The following is a 17,747-nucleotide window of genomic DNA, read 5'->3' as shown; positions in this document are numbered from 1 at the left end:
CTGTACGTTGGCTTATTCAGCGTCTTCACGCGCCCAGTCGCGGGTGCGGCTGACGGCTTTTTTCCAGCCTTTATACAGCTTCTCTTTGGCAACTTCGTCGAGGCTCGGTTCGAACTCACGCTCGATTACCGCTTTGCCACGCAGTTCTTCCAGGCTGCCCCAGAAACCGCACGCCAGACCGGCCAGATACGCCGCGCCGAGTGCCGTGGTTTCGCGCATTTGCGGGCGCTCGACCTGGGTGCCGAGGATGTCCGCCTGGAACTGCATGAGGAAGTTGTTCGCTACCGCGCCGCCGTCCACGCGCAGGGCTTTGAGGCGTTCGCCGGAGTCCTGTTGCATGGCGTCGAGTACGTCGCGGGTCTGGTAGGCGATCGATTCCAGCGCCGCGCGGATGATGTGATCGACGCGAACGCCGCGTGTCAGGCCGAACAGTGCGCCACGGGCATACGGGTCCCAGTACGGAGCGCCGAGACCGGTGAATGCCGGTACCAGGTACACGCCATTGCTGTCCTTAACCTTATTGGCGAAGTATTCGGTGTCGTGGGCGTCGTTGATGATCTTCAGTTCATCACGCAGCCACTGCACGGTCGAGCCGCCGTTGAATACCGCGCCTTCCAGTGCGTAAGCGACTTCGCCACGCGGGCCGCAAGCGATGGTGGTAAGCATGCCGTGCTGCGATTTCACCGCTTTGTCGCCGGTGTTCATCAGCAGGAAGCAGCCGGTGCCGTAGGTGTTTTTAGCCTGGCCTGGCTCGACGCACATCTGGCCGAACAGGGCGGCCTGCTGGTCGCCGGCGATACCGCCGATAGCGATGCCGCTCTTGGTACGACCGTAGATTTCCGAAGAGGCCTTCACTTCCGGGAGCATTTCGCGCGGGATGTCGAGGATCTCCAGCATCTTCGAATCCCACTCCAGCGAGTGAATGTTGAAGAGCATGGTGCGCGAGGCGTTGGTGTAGTCGGTGACGTGTACCTTGCCGCCGGTGAATTTCCATATCAGCCAGCTATCGACGGTGCCGAACAGCAGTTCGCCGTTGCGCGCACGCTCGCGGCTGCCTTCGACGTTGTCGAGGATCCACTTCAGTTTGGTGCCGGAGAAATACGGGTCGGTGACCAGACCGGTGGTGTCGCTGATGTATTGCTCATGGCCATCGCGCTTGAGCTGCTGGCAGATCTCGGTGCTGCGGCGGCACTGCCAGACAATGGCGTTGTACACCGGGCGACCGGTGGTCTTGTCCCAGACTACGGTGGTTTCACGCTGGTTGGTGATGCCGATGGCGGCGACTTGGTCGTGATGCAGACCGGCTTGCGCCAGCGCTTCAACCATCACCGCGCTCTGGGTGGCGAAGATTTCCATCGGGTCGTGTTCGACCCAACCGGCTTGCGGGTAATGCTGGGCGAACTCGCGCTGTGCGGTGCAGACCACGTTCGCATCGCGGTCGAAAATGATCGCGCGGGAGCTGGTCGTACCCTGATCAAGGGCAATGATGTAGTTCTTATTCTGAATGTCGGTCATGTCGATTGCCTTGGACGAAATAAGGGAGAGTGGGCCGTGGCGCAGGCTCGGATTGGCAGGAGCCTGCGCCGACTGTTTCAAGAAGTTCTTGGTTTGCCGTCAATGGCCGGTTCTGCATCCTTTGTAGCAGGTGTGGCGCCGGTCAGGTGACGGGCGATGAGCCCGCGATACCCGGCAGCGCCGAGGCAGGCACCGACAATCGGTGCAAAAATCGGAATCAGGAAGTACGGAATATCGCGGCCGCCAGTGAAGGAAATTTCACCCCAGCCAGCGAAGAAAGTCATCAGTTTCGGACCGAAGTCACGCGCCGGGTTCATCGCGAACCCGGTCAGCGGGCCCATCGAACTGCCGATCACCGCGATCAGCAAGCCGATCAGCAGCGGCGCCAGCGGGCCTTTCGGCAAGCCGTTGTTGTCGTCGGTCAGTGACATGATCACGCCCATCAGAATCGCGGTGATGATCATCTCGACCAGGAAAGCCTGGGCAGTCGACAGCACCGGATTCGGGAACGTCGAGAACACCGAGGCCAACTCAAGGCTGGCGGCCGAACCGCGAACCATTTGGTGAGTTTGTTCGTAATCGAAGAAAAGATTGCTGTACAGCGTGTAAACCAACAGCGCGCCGCAGAAGGCGCCAGCGATCTGCGCAAGAATATAGAAGGGCAGTTTGCGCTTTTCAAAGTCGGCGAATATTGCCAAGGCGATGCTGACAGCCGGGTTCAGGTGAGCGCCGGAAACCCCGGCCGTGAGGTAGATGGCCATGCTCACGCCGACGCCCCAGATGATGCTGATTTCCCACAGGCCGAAGCTGGCGCCCGCGACTTTGAGCGCGGCGACACAGCCGGTGCCAAAAAAGATCAGCAGTGCAGTACCCAGAAACTCGGCCATGCATTGGCTCGAAAGCGATGGTTGCTGTAAAGCAGTTGTCATTGAAAACCTCGGTTTTTGTTGTTGTCTGGCGCATTGCCGATACGGCAGGGCGCGATTTTCGCCGGGTAGGAATCCCCATTCCGTTGCCCGGTTTACTGCTGGGTGCTGCAATGATGATAATTCTTACATTATTCAGATTCGAAAAAATATAGACAAGAAACAAACCTGTCAAAGGTCGAAAGTGAACCATCGGTCACAATATAACTATTCGCTGGGTGAATGATCCTCTGCCATGGTGCTGGGACGATGCGCTCGAAATGCCTGTAAGCCACAGGAATCGTGGCTTGGAATAGAGCCTTTTGAGGGCTGATCACCTAGAATCCGCCGGAGGATTTTTAAGTCACTGCCGAGCCTGGAGCTGCCATGACCCCTGCGTTGGACTTGTTGAAAAAAGTTCGTGCCGAACATCGCGTGCACAGTTACGAACATGACCCGAAGGCTGCCTCCTATGGGCTGGAGGCCGCAGAAAAACTGGCACTTGAGCCGGCGCAGGTGTTTAAAACGTTGCTGGCGGCCAGCGAAAAAGGTGAGCTGCTGGTGGCGGTGGTTCCGGTCGTCGGAAGTCTCGACCTGAAAGGTCTGGCGCATGCCGCGGGAGTGAAGAAAGTCGAAATGGCTGACCCCGCAGCAGCACAGCGTTCCAGCGGTTATCTGCTGGGCGGCATCAGCCCGTTGGGGCAGAAGAAACGCCTGCGCACCTTCATTGATAACTCGGCTCAGGGTTTTGCGACTATTTATGTCAGTGCCGGTCGGCGTGGCCTGGAAGTCGAGTTGGCCCCGGCGATTCTCGCCGAACACACCCAGGCCAAATTCGCCGACATCGGCCGCGCCTGACGTTCGCCCGCGCTGTATGAAGAAAATTGGTCGGTTCTGTCACTGGCGCTGATCCGTCACGCGCTGCATGCTTTGCCGACTGACCCAGGGAGAAAGTTATGCAGCTCGAGTTTCATCAGGTCGACGCATTCAGTGATCGGCCGTTCAGTGGCAACCCGGCGATGGTCTATCGGCTCGATGCGTGGCTCGCCGATGAGCTGATGCAGAAGATCGCTGCCGAACACAATCTGGCGGAAACCGCGTTTCTGGTGCGTGAGGGATCGGCCTGGCATATCCGCTGGTTCACCCCGACCACCGAAGTGCCGCTGTGCGGGCACGCCACGCTGGCCAGTGCTTATGTGCTGTTCGAGATCTACCAGGAAACAGCCGAGCGTATCGACTTCACCTGCAAGTCCGGGCCGTTGAGTGTCAGCCGTGAAGCGGGTCGCTTGTGGCTGGACTTCCCGTCGATCGTACCGTCAGAGATTGGCGTGACGCTGGATGTCGAGCGCGCATTGGGGGTCGAAGCGGTTGATGTGCTGGGCTCCAACGAACTGTTTGTGGTGCTGGAGTCGGAGCAGGCGGTGCTTGATTGCAAGCCGGACATGGTCGCGTTGGCCAAGCTGCCGTGGTTGGGCGCAATCGTCACAGCGCGTGGTAATCAGCATGATTTCGTCTCGCGCTATTTCGCCCCGGCGATTGGTATCAATGAGGATCCGGTCACCGGGTCGACGCATTGCAGCCTGATACCGTATTGGTCCAAGCGTCTGGGAAAATCCAGTTTGACCGCATGCCAGCGTTCGGCGCGGGGTGGTGAGTTGTTCTGTCGGCTGGAAGGTGAGCGAGTGAAGATCGGCGGACATGCGACGCTCGTTGCGAGCGGCACCCTGATCCTCGGTTAAACGCTAAAAGATCGCAGCCTTCGGCAGCTCCTGCAGGGATCAATGTAGGAGCTGCCGAAGGCTGCGATCTTTTAATCTTTAAAGCGCAGTGCTGTAGCGGCGGACGCCGTTCTCAACTGCCGGAATCTGCGCAGCGGTGCTGCCGGATGCCTGAAACAATACGAGATGTTCAGCCGCAACCCGAATCCCTACTTCCGCGCCGACCTGATGATCCGCATGGCTCGGAAAAATCGATTCCAGCTGCGCTCCAGTCGGCAGTTGCAGGCGATACAAGGTCGAAGCCCCCAGGAACGTCTTGCCAACAATCCGTGCTTTCAACTCACTATCCGGCGCATAAACAATGTCATCCGGACGCAGTAATACATCAACAGCCCCGCCAATCGGCCACCCATATGCGCGGTTGCCGCGCAGTACGCCCAGTTCGGTCTGCACCGATTCGGGGCTGCCGAGCTGGCCGCGAACGAAGTAACCCTGACCGATGAAACTGGCCACGAATGGCGTCGCCGGCTCGTGATACAGGTTGTACGGCGTGTCCCACTGTTCCAGTCGACCTTCCTTGAACACACCAACGTGATCGCTGACGGCAAAGGCTTCTTCCTGGTCGTGGGTCACCAGAATCGCGCTGGTGCCGCGGGCCTTGAGAATGTCGCGCACCTCATGACTCAGTTTGCGGCGCAACTCGCCATCGAGGTTGGAGAAGGGTTCGTCGAGCAGCAGCAATTGCGGCTCGGGTGCCAAGGCGCGGGCGAGGGCGACACGTTGCTGCTGGCCGCCGGACAACTCGTGCGGGAAGCGCTTGCCGAGGTTTTTCAGGTTGACCAGTTCGAGCAGCTCTTCGGTGACGCGCGCCTTGTTCGGATGCTTGCGGATACCGAAGGCGATGTTGTCGGCGACGCTCAGGTGCGGAAACAGCGCGTAATCCTGGAATACCATGCCGATCCGGCGTTTCTCCGGAGCGAGGGTAAAGCCGGCGCTGGAGATGGTTTCGCCACCGAGGGTGATTTCACCTTCGTGCACCGGTTCGAAACCGGCGATGGCGCGCAGGGTGGTGGTCTTACCGCAGCCGGACGAGCCGAGCAGGCAGCCGATGTCACCGGCGTTGAGGTGCAGATTGAGGTTCTGCACCACACGTTGATCTTGGTAGCCGCAAGCGAGGTTGCGCAGGTTCAGCAGTAATTCATGGCTCATGCGTGGTGATATGCCGGTTCGACGAGGAACTCGAGCAGGGCCTTCTGTGCGTGGAGACGGTTTTCTGCCTGATCCCAGGCGACGGAGCGCGGGTCATCGAGCAGGTCGAGGCTGATTTCTTCGCCACGGTGCGCAGGCAAGCAGTGCATGAACAGCACGTCCTCGGCAGCGAGGTCGAGCAGGGCACGGTTGACCTGGAACGGGGCGAACAGCTTGAGGCGCTTGGCAGTTTCCTCTTCCTGGCCCATCGAAGTCCAGACGTCGGTGCTGACCAGATGTGCGCCGCGCACGGCGTCCTGCGGATCGCGGACGATGGTCACGCGATCGCCAGCCTTGGCGACGAATTCAGGGTTGGGTTCATAGCCTTCCGGGCAAGCAATGCGCAACTGGAAGTCGAACTGGATGGCCGCTTCTATATAGCTGTTGCACATGTTGTTGCCGTCGCCGATCCAGGCCACGGTCTTGCCCTGGATCGAACCACGGTGCTCAAGGAACGTCTGCATGTCGGCCAGCAACTGGCACGGGTGCAGATCATCGGACAGGCCGTTGATTACCGGCACGCGCGAATTGGCAGCGAATTCGGTCAATGTGCTGTGGGCAAAGGTGCGGATCATCACCGCGTCGAGCATGCTCGACATGACGATGGCGCAATCACCGATCGGCTCGCCACGGCCCAGTTGAGTGTCGCGTGGCGACAGGAAGATCGCCTGGCCACCGAGCTGGATCATGCCCGCCTCGAACGAAATCCGCGTACGGGTCGAGGATTTCTCGAAAATCATGCCCAGCACGCGGTTTTTCAGAGGCTCGAACAGTACGCCGCGGTTACGCAGGTCCTTGAGCTCAACGCCTCGACGAATCACGCTGACCAGCTCTTCGGGCGTGCAATCCATCAGGGAGAGAAAGTGCCTTGCGCTCATCATTGACTACCTTTTTGCTACAAACCGCAGATGCTCAAGGCCTTGTTTAACGGAACAACGGGCGAGACCTGCGGCGTAAGCCGCACGGGGCGACGAAATAGGGGGAGGCGCGATATTGACACTAAATGTCGCGTTTTTCCAATAGGCTACGGTTTTTGCGGGAATCGAAGAGCGCACTGGATGTTGCAGTCGCGCATTTGAAGCCGGGTTCAGGCAGCAGCGAGCCCCTTTGTACACTGGCCTCGCGGGGCTTGGCAATCCAGCGTGGCGGGGATGGTGCCACTCTGGTCGGTTTAAGACTGGCCGGTTATGGATTCGCTTGGTCGGATGGCCAGCCTGAAACATTTGCTAAAGCAAAGTGCTGGGTTATAAATACCTTTCGAGCGACGCAGGAAGCCTCCGCATGGAATCGAAAGAAAAATTGTTAATGGAATTGCTGGGCCACACGGCTCGCTCTCTGACCCATCTCACCGCGTCGGTCACCTCTATGTCCTTCGAACTGCTGCGCAGCGAAGACGAAGTGGTGAAGACTGCCGGCCGCCACATGATTGATCGCATGGCCACCATCAGTGCCGGGCTTGACGAGCACTGGCGGTTGATCGGCGAACTCACCGGCGTACACGTCGCCCACGAGCAGATCGAAACCATCCAGGAAATCCAGCTGGCCGCGCCGCCTCAGCTGCCCTCCAGTTGAACATGGCGGTGTATCTGCGCACCTGATAGTCGGCGATTCACAAGACGAACGTCGCTGGCGCCTAACCTGCGCCGGGGCCATAGTTTTGTTCCCGCGGGCGTGATTGCCCGCCCAGAACAAGACAGAGACTGGCCATGACCAAGACTCTCCATCACCGTGCCTGCCACCTGTGCGAAGCCATTTGCGGGCTGACCATCGAGACCACCGAAACCGATGGCAATGTCGCGATCACCTCGATCAAGGGCGATGCGCTCGACACCTTCAGTCGTGGCCACATCTGCCCCAAGGCTGTGGCGCTGCAAGATATCCAGAACGATCCGGACCGCCTGCGCCAGCCAATGCGCCGAGTTGGCAGCGAGTGGCTGCCGATCGATTGGGACGAGGCGTTTGCGCTGGTGGCGGAGAAACTGGCGACGATCCAGGAGCGGCATGGGCAGAACGCCGTGGCGGTCTATCAGGGCAACCCGAGCGTGCACAATTACGGGTTGATGACCCACAGCAATTATTTCCTCGGTTTGCTGAAGACGCGTAATCGCTTCTCGGCGACGTCGGTCGATCAGTTGCCGCATCACCTGAGCAGTTATCTGATGTACGGCCACGGCCTGCTGCTGCCGATTCCGGACATCGACCACACCGATTTCATGCTGATCCTCGGCGGTAATCCGCTGGCCTCCAACGGCAGCATCATGACCGTGCCAGATGTTGAGAAACGTTTAAAAGCGATCCAGGCACGCGGTGGTAAGGTCGTGGTGGTCGACCCTCGGCGCAGCGAGACGGCGGCGATGGCCGATCAGCATCTGTTCGTCCGTCCGGGCGGTGATGCGGCGTTGTTGTTTGGCCTGCTCAACACCTTGTTCAGCGAAGGCCTGACTCGCGACAGTCATTTGCCGGTTGATGGCCTGTACGAGGTCCGCGCTGCGGTGGCGACATTTACGGCCGAGACCATGAGCCCGTTGTGCGCGGTTCCTGCCGAGCAGATCCGCCAACTGGCCCGTGACTTCGCTGCGGCGCCGAGTGCGGTTTGTTATGGACGTATGGGGGTTTCCACGCAGGCGTTCGGCACGCTGTGTCACTGGGTGGTGCAGTTGATCAATCTGGTCACCGGCAACCTCGACCGCGTTGGCGGCGCGTTGTGCACCGAGCCGGCCGTGGATCTGGTGGCGTCAACCTCCGGCGGGCATTTCAACAAATGGCAGAGCCGGGTTTCCGGGCGTCCGGAATACGGCGGCGAGCTACCGGTCTCGGCGCTGGCCGAAGAGATGCTCACCGAAGGCGAGGGGCAGATCCGTGCACTGATCACCGTGGCCGGCAATCCGGTGTTGTCGACCCCGAACGGGCGGCAACTGGAACAGGCACTGGACGGCCTGGAATTCATGCTCAGCATCGATCTGTACATCAATGAAACCACGCGTTACGCCGACCTGATCCTGCCGTCGACCTCGGCGCTGGAGAATGATCACTACGACACCACGTTCAACCTGTTCGCGGTGCGTAACGTTACTCGCTTCAATCGCGCGATCCTCGCCAAACCCGAAGGCGCGTTGCACGACTGGGAGATTTTTGTTGGCCTGGCCAAGGCTTTCGCCGAGAAGACCGGTAAAGAACTGAAGCCAACGATGCCGCCGGCGAAGATGATCGACATGGGTTTGCGCATGGGTCTGTACGGTGACGCCTCCGAGCAGAAACTTTCGTTGGCGACACTGTTCGATCATCCCCACGGCATTGATCTGGGCGCGTTGAAAGCGAATCTGGCGACGCGCCTGAAAACACCGAACCAGCGGGTGCAGGCTGCGCCGCCAGAGATCCTTGGCGATCTCGCACGCTTCGCTGCCTTGCAGGCGCCAGCGGCCGATGAACTGTTGATGATTGGCCGCCGCCATGTGCGCAGTAACAACTCGTGGATGCACAACTACCACCGTTTGGTGAAGGGCAAGCCGCGTCACCAGCTGCTGATGCACCCGGAAGACCTTGCCAATCGTGGCCTTAACGACGGTCAGTTGGTGCGGGTCAGCTCGCGGGTCGGGCAGATTGAAGTGGAAGTGCTCGGCAGTCTGGACATGATGAAAGGCGTGGTCAGCCTGCCGCACGGTTGGGGCCATGCGCGACCGGGCGTGCAGATGGCGATTGCCAGTGGTCAGCCAGGTTCGAGCGCCAATGACCTGACCGATGAATGTCAGCTCGACGAATTGTCGGGCAACGCGGCGCTCAATGGCGTGCCGGTGACGGTGGCGGCGGCTTGAGCAGGTCTGTCGGGGAGACCGAGCATGGCGCTCAGGATTCCGTTACAATGCGTCACCGTGCCGACCCATGAGTCGGAAAGTTCAGCCGAGGTGCTCCATGGATATCATCGAAACGATTAAAGAGCAGATTGCCAACAATACCATTCTGCTTTACATGAAAGGCTCGCCGAATGCCCCGCAGTGCGGCTTCTCCGCGAAAGCTGCGCAGTCTGTGATGGCGTGTGGCGAAAAGTTTGCGTACGTGGACATCCTGCAGAACCCGGAAATCCGCGCCAACCTGCCCAAGTACGCCAACTGGCCGACTTTCCCGCAACTGTGGGTCGGCGGCGAGCTGGTCGGCGGTAGCGACATCATGACCGAGATGGCTGCAGACGGTTCGCTGCAAAGCACCATCAAGGCGGCTGTTGAAGCGGCAGCGGCGAACAAGTCCGAAGCCTGATCCGGCTTTTGTGGGAGCGAGCCTGCTCGCGAATGCTTTCTGCCGCTGACGACGTTGTCGGCTGACATGACGCTATCGCCAGAAGGCTGGCTCCCACAGGGATTACGGTATTGACCGCAATCCGGGCAATAAAAAGCCCCGCGCCTCGAAAGAGGGCGGGGCTTTTTAGTGTCTCGAGTTTAGCGAGCGCTAACTTACTCTTCGCCCATCTGCGATTGCAGATAGTTCTCAAGACCGATTTTATCGATCAGGCCCAGTTGGGTTTCCAGCCAGTCGATATGTTCTTCTTCGGATTCGAGAATGTCTTCGAGCAGTTCACGGCTGCCGAAGTCGCCAACGGTTTCGCAATGTGCGATCGCGGTCTTCAGGTCAGCATGGCCGGTCTTCTCGATGCGCAGGTCGCACTCAAGCATTTCCTTGGTGTGCTCGCCGATGTGCAGCTTGCCCAGATCCTGCACGTTCGGCAGGCCTTCGAGGAACAGGATGCGCTTGATCAGCTTGTCCGCGTGCTTCATCTCATCGATGGATTCTTTGTATTCGTGCTTGCCGAGCTTGTTCAGACCCCAATCTTCATACATGCGGGCATGCAGGAAGTACTGATTGATCGCGACCAGCTCATTGGCAAGGATCTTGTTGAGATGCTGGATGACTGTAATGTCGCCTTTCATGATCGGAGTCCTGCCCTGTAATAGCTGTATATACGGCAGAGTTTGAGCTTCGTATTTATATGTGTCAAACCTAAGTTATTGAATAATATATGAAAATTAATCGGAATAAGAATGTTTGTGTTCCGCGTCTAGAGCGTAACCGATTGATTTGCAGGCATAAAAAAACCGGACATAAGTCCGGTTCTTCGAAATGGGGGTAATTACGCAGCGGTAAATTCTACCGGATAGGGGATCGCGGCCTGAGCGGTTTGCAGCTTGGTCAGGGTTTCGCGTACGACTTCCTTGGCAAGGCAGGCACATTTGCCGCATTGGCTGGCGACGCCGGTAGCCTGGCGGACTTCTTTATAGCTGCAGCAACCTTCATAGATCGCTTCGCGGATCTGTCCGTCGGTGACGCCAGTGCAGAGACAAACATACATAAGTGAGAACCGTCGCTGGTTGTGACTCAATTGCGATGGATCTTAATGTTAACGAGAATGATTGTCAAAGTGCTTTCGGAAGGCTTTCGCCGATTGACAGCGGTGACTGACGAACGGTGGTGACTGGCAATTTGCCTGGCCCCGTAAATGCAGCCGTCTGTTGCGCTGCTGCAAAAAACCGTTAAGGACAGGCCAAATTCGCAGTGTATGATGGTCGGCCCTTGCGAAGGGGGTTCGTGTCACAGGGCTGTCGCCTGAGGGTGGCAGGCTGGCGCGGACCCTGAACTTCAAGTTTTTACACCAGGAGATATCAATGAGCGTACTCGTAGGCAAACAAGCCCCTGACTTCACCGTCCCGGCCGTACTCGGCAATGGCGAGATCGTTGACAGCTTCACCCTGTCCTCGGCCATCAAAGGCAAATACGGCCTGGTGTTCTTCTACCCACTGGACTTCACCTTCGTCTGCCCGTCCGAGCTGATCGCTCTGGACAACCGCATGGCTGACTTCAAGGCGCGCAACGTTGAAGTGATCGCTGTGTCGATCGACTCGCACTTCACTCACAACGCATGGCGCAACACCCCAGTGAACAATGGCGGCATCGGCCAGGTGAAATACACCATGGCTGCCGACATGAAGCACGACATCGCCAAGGCCTACGACGTTGAGTCGGAAGGCGGCGTAGCGTTCCGTGGTGCGTTCCTGATCGACGACAAAGGCGTTGTCCGCTCGCAGATCATCAACGACCTGCCGCTGGGCCGTAACATGGAAGAGCTGATCCGTCTGGTCGACGCTCTGCAATTCCACGAAGAGCACGGCGAAGTCTGCCCTGCCAACTGGAAAAAAGGCGACAAAGGCATGAACGCTTCGCCAGAAGGCGTTGCTGCATACCTGACCGAGAACGCTGCTGCCCTGTAAGGCGCAACGTTGAGGTAGAAAAAAACCGGCCCACGTGGCCGGTTTTTTTATGCGCGGGATTTACTCGACGAGGATCAGTCGTCGAAGTCTTCCCAGCCGCCCATCTGTTTCCAGCGATTGACGATGCCACAGAACAGCTCAGCGGTTTTCTCGGTGTCGTAACGCGCGGAGTGCGCTTCACGGCCGTCGAAGTCGATGTCGGCGGCCTGGCAGGCTTTCGCCAGTACGGTTTGACCGTAGGCCAGACCGGCCAGCGTCGCGGTGTCGAAGCTGGAGAACGGGTGGAACGGATTGCGCTTCATGTCCAGACGCGCGACGGCCGCGTTGAGGAAGCCGAGATCGAAGCTGCTGTTGTGGCCAACCAGAATCGCACGCTTGCAGCCGTTGGCTTTCAGCGCTTTGCGGATGCCACGGAAGATGTCGGTCAGCGCGGTTTCTTCGCTGACGGCCATGCGCAGCGGGTGATCGAGCTTGATCCCGGTGAACTCCAGCGCCGCTGCTTCGATGTTGGCGCCTTCGAATGGCTCAACGCGGAAGAAGTAGGTGTGATCGGGGTAAACAAAACCCTTTTCATCCATGGCGATGGTGGTCGCAGCAATCTCCAGCAGCGCATCGGTGGCCGAGTTGAAGCCACCGGTTTCTACGTCGACGACAACCGGCAGGTAGCCACGAAAACGTGCTGCCATCGGGTGACGGGAACCGCCGCCGCCACTTTGACCGTCCAGTTCGTCGTCGAAATGGTCTTCACTCACGCGTGTTCCTCCAGCAGGCGCCAGCGCAGTTTTTCACCGGCGCGCAGCGGGATAACGGTCAGCTCGCCGAATGGCAGGCTGGTCGGGGCGGTCCATTCTTCACGGACCAGGGTGATGCGATCGGTGTTTGCCGGCAGGCCGTAGAAACGCGGGCCGTTGAGGCTGGCGAAGGCTTCGAGCTTGTCCAGCGCGTTACGCTGTTCGAAAGCTTCGGCATACATTTCGATGGCAGCGTACGCGGTGTAGCAGCCGGCGCAACCGCAAGCGGCTTCCTTGGCGTGCTGGGCGTGCGGTGCCGAATCGGTGCCAAGGAAGAACTTCGCGCTACCGCTGGTGGCGGCATCGAGCAGGGCTTCCTGATGCGTGTTGCGCTTGAGGATCGGCAGGCAATAGAAGTGCGGCCGAATGCCGCCCACCAGCATGTGGTTGCGGTTGTAGAGCAGGTGATGCGCGGTGATGGTTGCACCAACGTTGGCCGAAGCCTCGTTGACGAACTGCACGGCGTCAGCGGTGGTGATGTGTTCGAACACCACTTTCAACGTCGGGAAACGCTCGACCACGCGGCGCATGTGCTCATCGATGAAAATCTTTTCGCGGTCGAACACATCGACGTCGCCACGGGTGACTTCACCGTGGATCAACAGCGGCATGCCGACTTCGGCCATGGCTTCGATCGCCGGCAGAATCTTGTCGATGCTGGTTACACCGGAATCGGAGTTGGTGGTCGCGCCGGCCGGGTACAGCTTGGCGGCGTAGACAAAACCGCTGGCCTTGGCTTCACGAATTTCTTCGGGCTGGGTGCGGTCGGTGAGGTACAGCACCATCAGCGGCTCAAAGCGACTGCCGGCCGGGCGGGCAGCGAGGATCCGCTGGCGATAGCCATCGGCCTCGGCGGCGTTGCGCACCGGAGGTACCAGGTTGGGCATGATGATCGCGCGGCCAAAAGTGCGCGCAACATCGGCAACGGTATTGGTCAACACAGCACCATCGCGAAGATGAATATGCCAGTCGTCGGGACGCAGCAGGGTCAGGCGGTCGGACATGAGGGGATTCCAGGCGGGTCAAACTGAGGCGAATGCTACCGGAAAAGACTCTTGCAGGCACTCGCTATCAAGTTTTGCGGGAAGCTTCCGATATCCCGTAGGTATGCCGTAAACATAGTGTGAATCGGTCTTTGTGTTTCAGAAGCCAATGGAGCCTCCCGTGCGCCAGCGTTATTTAGCCTTGCTCAGTGTGTTTGCCAGCCTCCCCGCGATGGCGCTCACGTACCAGACCCGTCTGGAGAACATTGAGTGGACGGTCGCCGGCGACAAGTTCGAATGCCGCCTGACCCAGCCGATCACCGACTTCGGCTCGGGCGAATTCGTGCGCAAAGCGGGCGAGCAGGCGATCTTTCGTCTGAATGCCTACAACGCCATGCTCGGCGGTGGTTCGGCGACGTTGCTGGCGGCGGCCGCGCCGTGGCAGCCGGGGCGTGGCGACATCAATCTGGGCAGTGTCAGGCTGGGCAGCGGCAATGTTTTGCTCAGCAGTTCGCAGTCGCAGGCCGGCGGTTTGATCAGCGGTCTGCTGGACGGACGCAGCCCGGTGGTGCGCCGTGCCTCGGGCGATGGCCGCGTCTCGGAAGTGCGTTTATTGCCGGTCAAGTTCAGCAAGGCGTTCAACGATTACCAGACTTGCGTGGCGAAATTGCTGCCGCAGAATTTCGAGCAGATCAAGCAGTCGCAGATTGGCTTCCCCGGCGAGGGCGTTGACCTTGATGCCGCCGCCAAGGCCAGGCTGCAAGTGATGCTCGAATACATGAAGGCCGATCCGACGGTCAATCACATCGAACTCGACGGCCATTCCGACAACAGCGGCAATCGCCTGACCAATCGTGAGCTGTCGCGCCGTCGGGCGCTGGCGGTGGTCGACTTCTTCAAGGCCAACGGCATTCAGGAATCGCAGATCACCGTGCGTTTCCATGGCGAGCAATACCCCATCGTGCCGAACACCAATGCGGCCAATCGCGCGAAAAACCGCCGGGTCAATGTCAAACTGGCGCGTGTGGCTCCTATCACCACTCCGGCACCGCAAGCGAGCACTCCAGCCAGTACTGCGGCGACTTCCTGACCCGCCGGTCATCGTCGCGCTCTCGACAGATTCTGTCGCTTTGTCGTCTTAAGCTGTCGCGCCTCTGTAAATTATCGCGTTTGGGCGGTAGACTCCTCGGCTTTCCGTAGAACCCCGTGGAGTGATGGCATGGCGGACGTAAACAAGGTCGTTCTGGCGTATTCCGGCGGCCTGGACACTTCGGTGATCCTCAAGTGGCTGCAGGATACTTATAACTGTGAAGTGGTGACCTTCACCGCTGATCTCGGTCAAGGCGAAGAGGTCGAGCCGGCCCGCGCCAAGGCTCAGGCCATGGGCGTCAAAGAAATCTACATCGACGATCTGCGCGAAGAATTCGTGCGTGATTTCGTGTTCCCGATGTTCCGCGCCAACACCGTTTACGAAGGTGAGTACCTGCTCGGTACTTCCATCGCACGTCCGCTGATCGCCAAACGTCTGATCGAAATCGCCAACGAAACCGGCGCTGACGCCATTTCCCATGGCGCCACCGGCAAGGGCAACGACCAGGTGCGTTTCGAGCTGGGTGCCTACGCACTCAAGCCTGGCGTAAAAGTCATTGCTCCATGGCGTGAGTGGGACCTGCTGTCCCGCGAGAAGCTGATGGACTACGCCGAGAAGCACGCGATCCCTATCGAGCGTCACGGCAAGAAGAAGTCACCGTACTCGATGGACGCCAACCTGCTGCACATCTCCTATGAAGGCGGCGTGCTGGAAGACACCTGGACCGAGCACGAAGAAGACATGTGGAAATGGACCGTCTCCCCGGAGAACGCTCCCGACAAACCACAATACCTGGAACTGACCTACCGTAACGGCGACATCGTGGCACTGGACGGCGTCGAAATGACCCCGGCCACCGTGCTGGCGACGCTGAACAAGATCGGTGGTGCCCACGGTATCGGTCGTCTCGACATCGTCGAAAACCGTTACGTCGGCATGAAATCCCGTGGTTGCTACGAAACCCCGGGCGGCACCATCATGCTGCGCGCTCACCGCGCCATTGAGTCGATCACCCTCGACCGCGAAGTCGCTCACCTGAAAGACGAGCTGATGCCGAAATACGCCAGCCTGATTTACACCGGTTACTGGTGGAGCCCTGAGCGTCTGATGCTGCAACAGATGATCGACGCTTCGCAGGTCAACGTGAACGGTGTGGTTCGCCTGAAGCTGTACAAAGGCAACGTGATCGTTACCGGCCGCAAGTCCGACGATTCGCTGTTCGATGCCAACATCGCGACCTTCGAAGAAGATGGCGGTGCTTACAACCAGGCCGACGCGGCGGGCTTCATCAAGCTCAACGCGCTGCGCATGCGCATAGCTGCCAACAAGGGCCGCAAGCTGTTCTGAGTCCTTCAGACGCGCAATAAAAAAAGGCGGCTTGTCGTTATGACAAGGCCGCCTTTTTTTATCCACTACAAAAAACTGCCTGTGTTTCATGCTGCTTTCAGAATCGTACTGGCTTGCGTACATACGTTGTAAGTAATCACATGGTTCGCGCCAACGCGTTTTTTTGCCTGCCGGATAAAGTCCGCCATGATTTGCATAAGCAAAACTTCAGACACCGGATCGGTCAGCAACACGATGACTTTCGAATGTTTGCCAGGATGGGAGAAGTTTTCCAGCAAGGCGTCAAACTCCATTCGATTATTCATCTGGCGCACGTCGATGGCTCTCAGGGTGCCCAGAGGCTTCGGCCAATGAACGTTATGCTCGATCCATGCACATTCTTTGTCGGCATCGCCCTGTTCTGAAGGCTGGCTTGGCAGATGCGAGTCCGTTTCTACTGCAGATATTCCATTACTGAAAAAAGCTTCTGTTGCCTTGGTTTCAGCCGTCGGCTTTTTTTTCTTCGAACTGTTGCGCAACCCATCTTCAGAGCCTTGGGTATCGGTGGAAAGCTTTAAAAAACTGTCGTCCTTGTCGAAGTCGGAAGGAGCGTAAAGAGATCGGTAGTTAAAGTTTAATGTAATGAAGAATAGCAGCAGCAAGTAAAACGGAAAGCTCATAAGGAACCAGATGTACATCTCGCGCTCACGATCACCAAGGAATGGCAGCGACACGGCGGCAGAGGATTCGGATATAAAAGCAAATACAACGATTACCGTCATCGGGTTGGCGATTTTCTTTTTGAATTTCATCATATTCAGTACTCATGAAATGTAGTTGTCCGCATTTGTGATTCGTTTTTTAGTTGATGTGCATTTTTATATTAAAAGCATAGAGTTTGGTAGAAGTATCTTGTTTCAGTTGTTTATGTTTCAGGCGCTGACGGACTTTGATTGAAAAATACATGCGGTTTTTGCGGGGTTGGAATCTTCGATAGCGCCGGGCAAGGTTCTCCAATATATTACGGATCGCAACGCAGGCCGTACAATGGTTCTCTCGCGGACTTAGCCGGTAGACGTTTTAAAGGATTGGCAGGGATGTAGACCACGTCCGAGTGACACTTCACTTGCAGAAGTCTGGATTTTTGTAGGAAAAGTCTTTGTTTGTCGTAGGGAATGTCTTTCGCTGTGAGTGCAACGGAACTCTCTTGTGCCATGGCACAAGTGACTAGGCTATTGTGCCGGCTCTAAAAATTCGAACAGCGAAACTGGACTTGCCCATGAATAAAGTGCTGATCGTGGATGATCACCCCGTCATTCGTCTTGCTGTGCGTATGCTGATGGAACGTCATGGCTACGAAGTTATTGCAGAGACGGATAATGGTGTAGATGCCCTGCAACTTGCGCGCGAACAAATGCCGGATATTGTCATTCTGGATATTGGAATACCCAAACTTGATGGTCTTGAGGTTATTGCGCGTCTGGCTTCGACTGCCATGCCAATGAAAGTCCTCGTGTTGACCTCCCAGGCACCGGGGCACTTTTCAATGCGTTGCATGCAGTCTGGCGCTGCGGGCTATGTTTGCAAACAACAGGATTTGACTGAATTGCTGAGCGCCATCAAGGCGGTACTGTCCGGTTACAGTTACTTTCCCAATCAGGCATTGCATACAGTACGCACCAGCCTGGGGAATGCCAGCGAAGCCGATATGGTCGATCGTCTTTCCGGGCGCGAAATGATGGTGTTGCAGCAATTGGCCCGGGGCAAGACCAACAAGGAAATTGCCGATGGCATGTTTCTCAGTAACAAGACCGTGAGTACTTACAAGACTCGATTACTGCTGAAACTCAATGCCCGTTCACTGGTTGATCTGATCGAGCTGGCACAGCGCAATGGACTTGTCTGAGTGTATTTTCA

General features: G+C 57.9%; 18 protein-coding genes. 9 read left to right on the top strand and 9 right to left on the bottom strand.

Features of this window, described 5'->3' with window-relative positions:
* Positions 1 to 12: 12 nt before the first annotated feature.
* Together glpK and ACIPZE_RS10440 are read right to left on the bottom strand one after the other, a co-directional pair.
* Positions 13 to 1,515, bottom strand: a complete 1,503-nt coding sequence (gene glpK, locus ACIPZE_RS10445) for a glycerol kinase GlpK (protein WP_129395329.1) — start codon at positions 1,513 to 1,515, stop codon at positions 13 to 15.
* A 77-nt stretch (positions 1,516 to 1,592) separates the two neighbouring features.
* A complete protein-coding gene (locus ACIPZE_RS10440) occupies positions 1,593 to 2,444 on the bottom strand; it encodes an MIP/aquaporin family protein (RefSeq protein WP_007916695.1) in 852 nt (283 codons plus the stop codon).
* A gap of 363 nt (positions 2,445 to 2,807) precedes the next feature.
* Between ACIPZE_RS10440 and ybaK the strand changes: the two genes are divergently transcribed.
* Positions 2,808 to 3,278, top strand: coding sequence for a Cys-tRNA(Pro) deacylase (gene ybaK / locus ACIPZE_RS10435; protein WP_129395328.1), 471 nt, complete (start codon positions 2,808 to 2,810; stop codon positions 3,276 to 3,278).
* Positions 3,279 to 3,376: 98 nt separating this feature from the next.
* Positions 3,377 to 4,159 (top strand): PhzF family phenazine biosynthesis protein, encoded by a 783-nt coding sequence (locus ACIPZE_RS10430; RefSeq protein WP_400772736.1) that lies wholly within the window; start codon positions 3,377 to 3,379, stop codon positions 4,157 to 4,159.
* A gap of 78 nt (positions 4,160 to 4,237) precedes the next feature.
* On the opposite strand, the gene ACIPZE_RS10425 is transcribed toward ACIPZE_RS10430, so the two are convergent.
* Positions 4,238 to 5,347 (bottom strand): ABC transporter ATP-binding protein, encoded by a 1,110-nt coding sequence (locus ACIPZE_RS10425; RefSeq protein ID WP_129395326.1) that lies wholly within the window; start codon positions 5,345 to 5,347, stop codon positions 4,238 to 4,240.
* A complete protein-coding gene (gene argF / locus ACIPZE_RS10420; RefSeq protein ID WP_100845205.1) occupies positions 5,344 to 6,264 on the bottom strand; it encodes an ornithine carbamoyltransferase in 921 nt (306 codons plus the stop codon). Before argF ends, ACIPZE_RS10425 begins: the two co-directional genes overlap by 4 nt.
* A 403-nt stretch (positions 6,265 to 6,667) precedes the next feature.
* On the opposite strand from argF, the gene ACIPZE_RS10415 reads away from it, so the two are divergent.
* The 3 genes from ACIPZE_RS10415 to grxD all read left to right on the top strand — a co-directional run bounded on the left by ACIPZE_RS10415 (position 6,668) and on the right by grxD (position 9,637).
* On the top strand, positions 6,668 to 6,958 hold the full coding sequence (locus ACIPZE_RS10415) for a hypothetical protein (RefSeq protein WP_038369077.1): 291 nt from the start codon (positions 6,668 to 6,670) through the stop codon (positions 6,956 to 6,958).
* A gap of 134 nt (positions 6,959 to 7,092) precedes the next feature.
* Positions 7,093 to 9,198 (top strand): molybdopterin oxidoreductase family protein, encoded by a 2,106-nt coding sequence (locus ACIPZE_RS10410; RefSeq protein WP_400772733.1) that lies wholly within the window; start codon positions 7,093 to 7,095, stop codon positions 9,196 to 9,198.
* 97 nt (positions 9,199 to 9,295) lie between these two features.
* The gene (grxD, locus tag ACIPZE_RS10405; RefSeq protein WP_129395324.1) at positions 9,296 to 9,637 is read left to right on the top strand and encodes a Grx4 family monothiol glutaredoxin; all 342 of its coding nucleotides are present in this window, start codon (positions 9,296 to 9,298) and stop codon (positions 9,635 to 9,637) included.
* 194 nt (positions 9,638 to 9,831) lie between these two features.
* Here grxD and bfr read toward each other — a convergent pair whose 3' ends face one another.
* Together bfr and ACIPZE_RS10395 are read right to left on the bottom strand one after the other, a co-directional pair.
* Positions 9,832 to 10,305, bottom strand: coding sequence for a bacterioferritin (bfr, locus tag ACIPZE_RS10400; RefSeq protein WP_095123255.1), 474 nt, complete (start codon positions 10,303 to 10,305; stop codon positions 9,832 to 9,834).
* Between the two features lie 200 nt (positions 10,306 to 10,505).
* Complete coding sequence (locus ACIPZE_RS10395) at positions 10,506 to 10,724, bottom strand: bacterioferritin-associated ferredoxin (RefSeq protein WP_003227725.1); 219 nt, start codon at positions 10,722 to 10,724, stop codon at positions 10,506 to 10,508.
* A gap of 313 nt (positions 10,725 to 11,037) precedes the next feature.
* Here ACIPZE_RS10395 and ACIPZE_RS10390 point away from each other — a divergent pair, with 313 nt between their 5' ends.
* Positions 11,038 to 11,640, top strand: coding sequence for a peroxiredoxin (locus ACIPZE_RS10390; RefSeq protein WP_003227723.1), 603 nt, complete (start codon positions 11,038 to 11,040; stop codon positions 11,638 to 11,640).
* Positions 11,641 to 11,714: 74 nt separating this feature from the next.
* Here ACIPZE_RS10390 and rnt read toward each other — a convergent pair whose 3' ends face one another.
* Together rnt and pyrC are read right to left on the bottom strand one after the other, a co-directional pair.
* On the bottom strand, positions 11,715 to 12,392 hold the full coding sequence (gene rnt / locus ACIPZE_RS10385; RefSeq protein WP_007916667.1) for a ribonuclease T: 678 nt from the start codon (positions 12,390 to 12,392) through the stop codon (positions 11,715 to 11,717).
* Positions 12,389 to 13,435: a dihydroorotase gene (gene pyrC, locus ACIPZE_RS10380; protein WP_008079419.1), complete on the bottom strand. Its 1,047-nt coding sequence runs from the start codon at positions 13,433 to 13,435 to the stop codon at positions 12,389 to 12,391. The genes rnt and pyrC overlap by 4 nt, the downstream gene beginning before the upstream one ends.
* 160 nt (positions 13,436 to 13,595) lie before the next feature.
* Between pyrC and ACIPZE_RS10375 the strand changes: the two genes are divergently transcribed.
* A complete protein-coding gene (locus ACIPZE_RS10375) occupies positions 13,596 to 14,504 on the top strand; it encodes an OmpA family protein (RefSeq protein WP_129395323.1) in 909 nt (302 codons plus the stop codon).
* A gap of 129 nt (positions 14,505 to 14,633) precedes the next feature.
* A complete protein-coding gene (locus ACIPZE_RS10370) occupies positions 14,634 to 15,851 on the top strand; it encodes an argininosuccinate synthase (RefSeq protein WP_129395322.1) in 1,218 nt (405 codons plus the stop codon).
* Positions 15,852 to 15,937: 86 nt separating this feature from the next.
* Here the strand turns inward: ACIPZE_RS10370 and ACIPZE_RS10365 are convergent, their stop codons facing one another.
* Positions 15,938 to 16,645 carry a hypothetical protein gene (locus ACIPZE_RS10365; RefSeq protein ID WP_400772731.1) on the bottom strand — a complete coding sequence of 236 codons (708 nt, stop codon included), beginning with the start codon at positions 16,643 to 16,645 and terminating at the stop codon, positions 15,938 to 15,940.
* Between the two features lie 464 nt (positions 16,646 to 17,109).
* On the opposite strand from ACIPZE_RS10365, the gene ACIPZE_RS10360 reads away from it, so the two are divergent.
* Positions 17,110 to 17,736, top strand: a complete 627-nt coding sequence (locus tag ACIPZE_RS10360; RefSeq protein WP_064391960.1) for a response regulator transcription factor — start codon at positions 17,110 to 17,112, stop codon at positions 17,734 to 17,736.
* The last annotated feature ends 11 nt before the right edge of the window (positions 17,737 to 17,747 follow it).

The sequence above is a fragment of the Pseudomonas sp. NPDC089741 genome (genome assembly GCF_044748825.1).
Classification (GTDB): Bacteria; Pseudomonadota; Gammaproteobacteria; order Pseudomonadales; family Pseudomonadaceae; genus Aquipseudomonas; species Aquipseudomonas helmanticensis.
Note: the sequence above shows the minus strand (reverse complement) of the source record. Positions and strands in the feature narration are given on the sequence as shown.

Excerpts from the sequence above, each read along its gene's own strand:
- glpK (WP_129395329.1), bottom strand. The coding sequence starts at position 1,515 with ATGACCGACATTCAGAATAAGAACTACATCATTGCCCTTGATCAGGGT.
- ACIPZE_RS10440 (WP_007916695.1), bottom strand. The coding sequence starts at position 2,444 with ATGACAACTGCTTTACAGCAACCATCGCTTTCGAGCCAATGCATGGCC.
- ybaK (WP_129395328.1), top strand. The coding sequence starts at position 2,808 with ATGACCCCTGCGTTGGACTTGTTGAAAAAAGTTCGTGCCGAACATCGC.
- ACIPZE_RS10430 (WP_400772736.1), top strand. The coding sequence starts at position 3,377 with ATGCAGCTCGAGTTTCATCAGGTCGACGCATTCAGTGATCGGCCGTTC.
- ACIPZE_RS10425 (WP_129395326.1), bottom strand. The coding sequence starts at position 5,347 with ATGAGCCATGAATTACTGCTGAACCTGCGCAACCTCGCTTGCGGCTAC.
- argF (WP_100845205.1), bottom strand. The coding sequence starts at position 6,264 with ATGAGCGCAAGGCACTTTCTCTCCCTGATGGATTGCACGCCCGAAGAG.
- ACIPZE_RS10415 (WP_038369077.1), top strand. The coding sequence starts at position 6,668 with ATGGAATCGAAAGAAAAATTGTTAATGGAATTGCTGGGCCACACGGCT.
- ACIPZE_RS10410 (WP_400772733.1), top strand. The coding sequence starts at position 7,093 with ATGACCAAGACTCTCCATCACCGTGCCTGCCACCTGTGCGAAGCCATT.
- grxD (WP_129395324.1), top strand. The coding sequence starts at position 9,296 with ATGGATATCATCGAAACGATTAAAGAGCAGATTGCCAACAATACCATT.
- bfr (WP_095123255.1), bottom strand. The coding sequence starts at position 10,305 with ATGAAAGGCGACATTACAGTCATCCAGCATCTCAACAAGATCCTTGCC.
- ACIPZE_RS10395 (WP_003227725.1), bottom strand. The coding sequence starts at position 10,724 with ATGTATGTTTGTCTCTGCACTGGCGTCACCGACGGACAGATCCGCGAA.
- ACIPZE_RS10390 (WP_003227723.1), top strand. The coding sequence starts at position 11,038 with ATGAGCGTACTCGTAGGCAAACAAGCCCCTGACTTCACCGTCCCGGCC.
- pyrC (WP_008079419.1), bottom strand. The coding sequence starts at position 13,435 with ATGTCCGACCGCCTGACCCTGCTGCGTCCCGACGACTGGCATATTCAT.
- ACIPZE_RS10370 (WP_129395322.1), top strand. The coding sequence starts at position 14,634 with ATGGCGGACGTAAACAAGGTCGTTCTGGCGTATTCCGGCGGCCTGGAC.
- ACIPZE_RS10365 (WP_400772731.1), bottom strand. The coding sequence starts at position 16,645 with ATGATGAAATTCAAAAAGAAAATCGCCAACCCGATGACGGTAATCGTT.
- ACIPZE_RS10360 (WP_064391960.1), top strand. The coding sequence starts at position 17,110 with ATGAATAAAGTGCTGATCGTGGATGATCACCCCGTCATTCGTCTTGCT.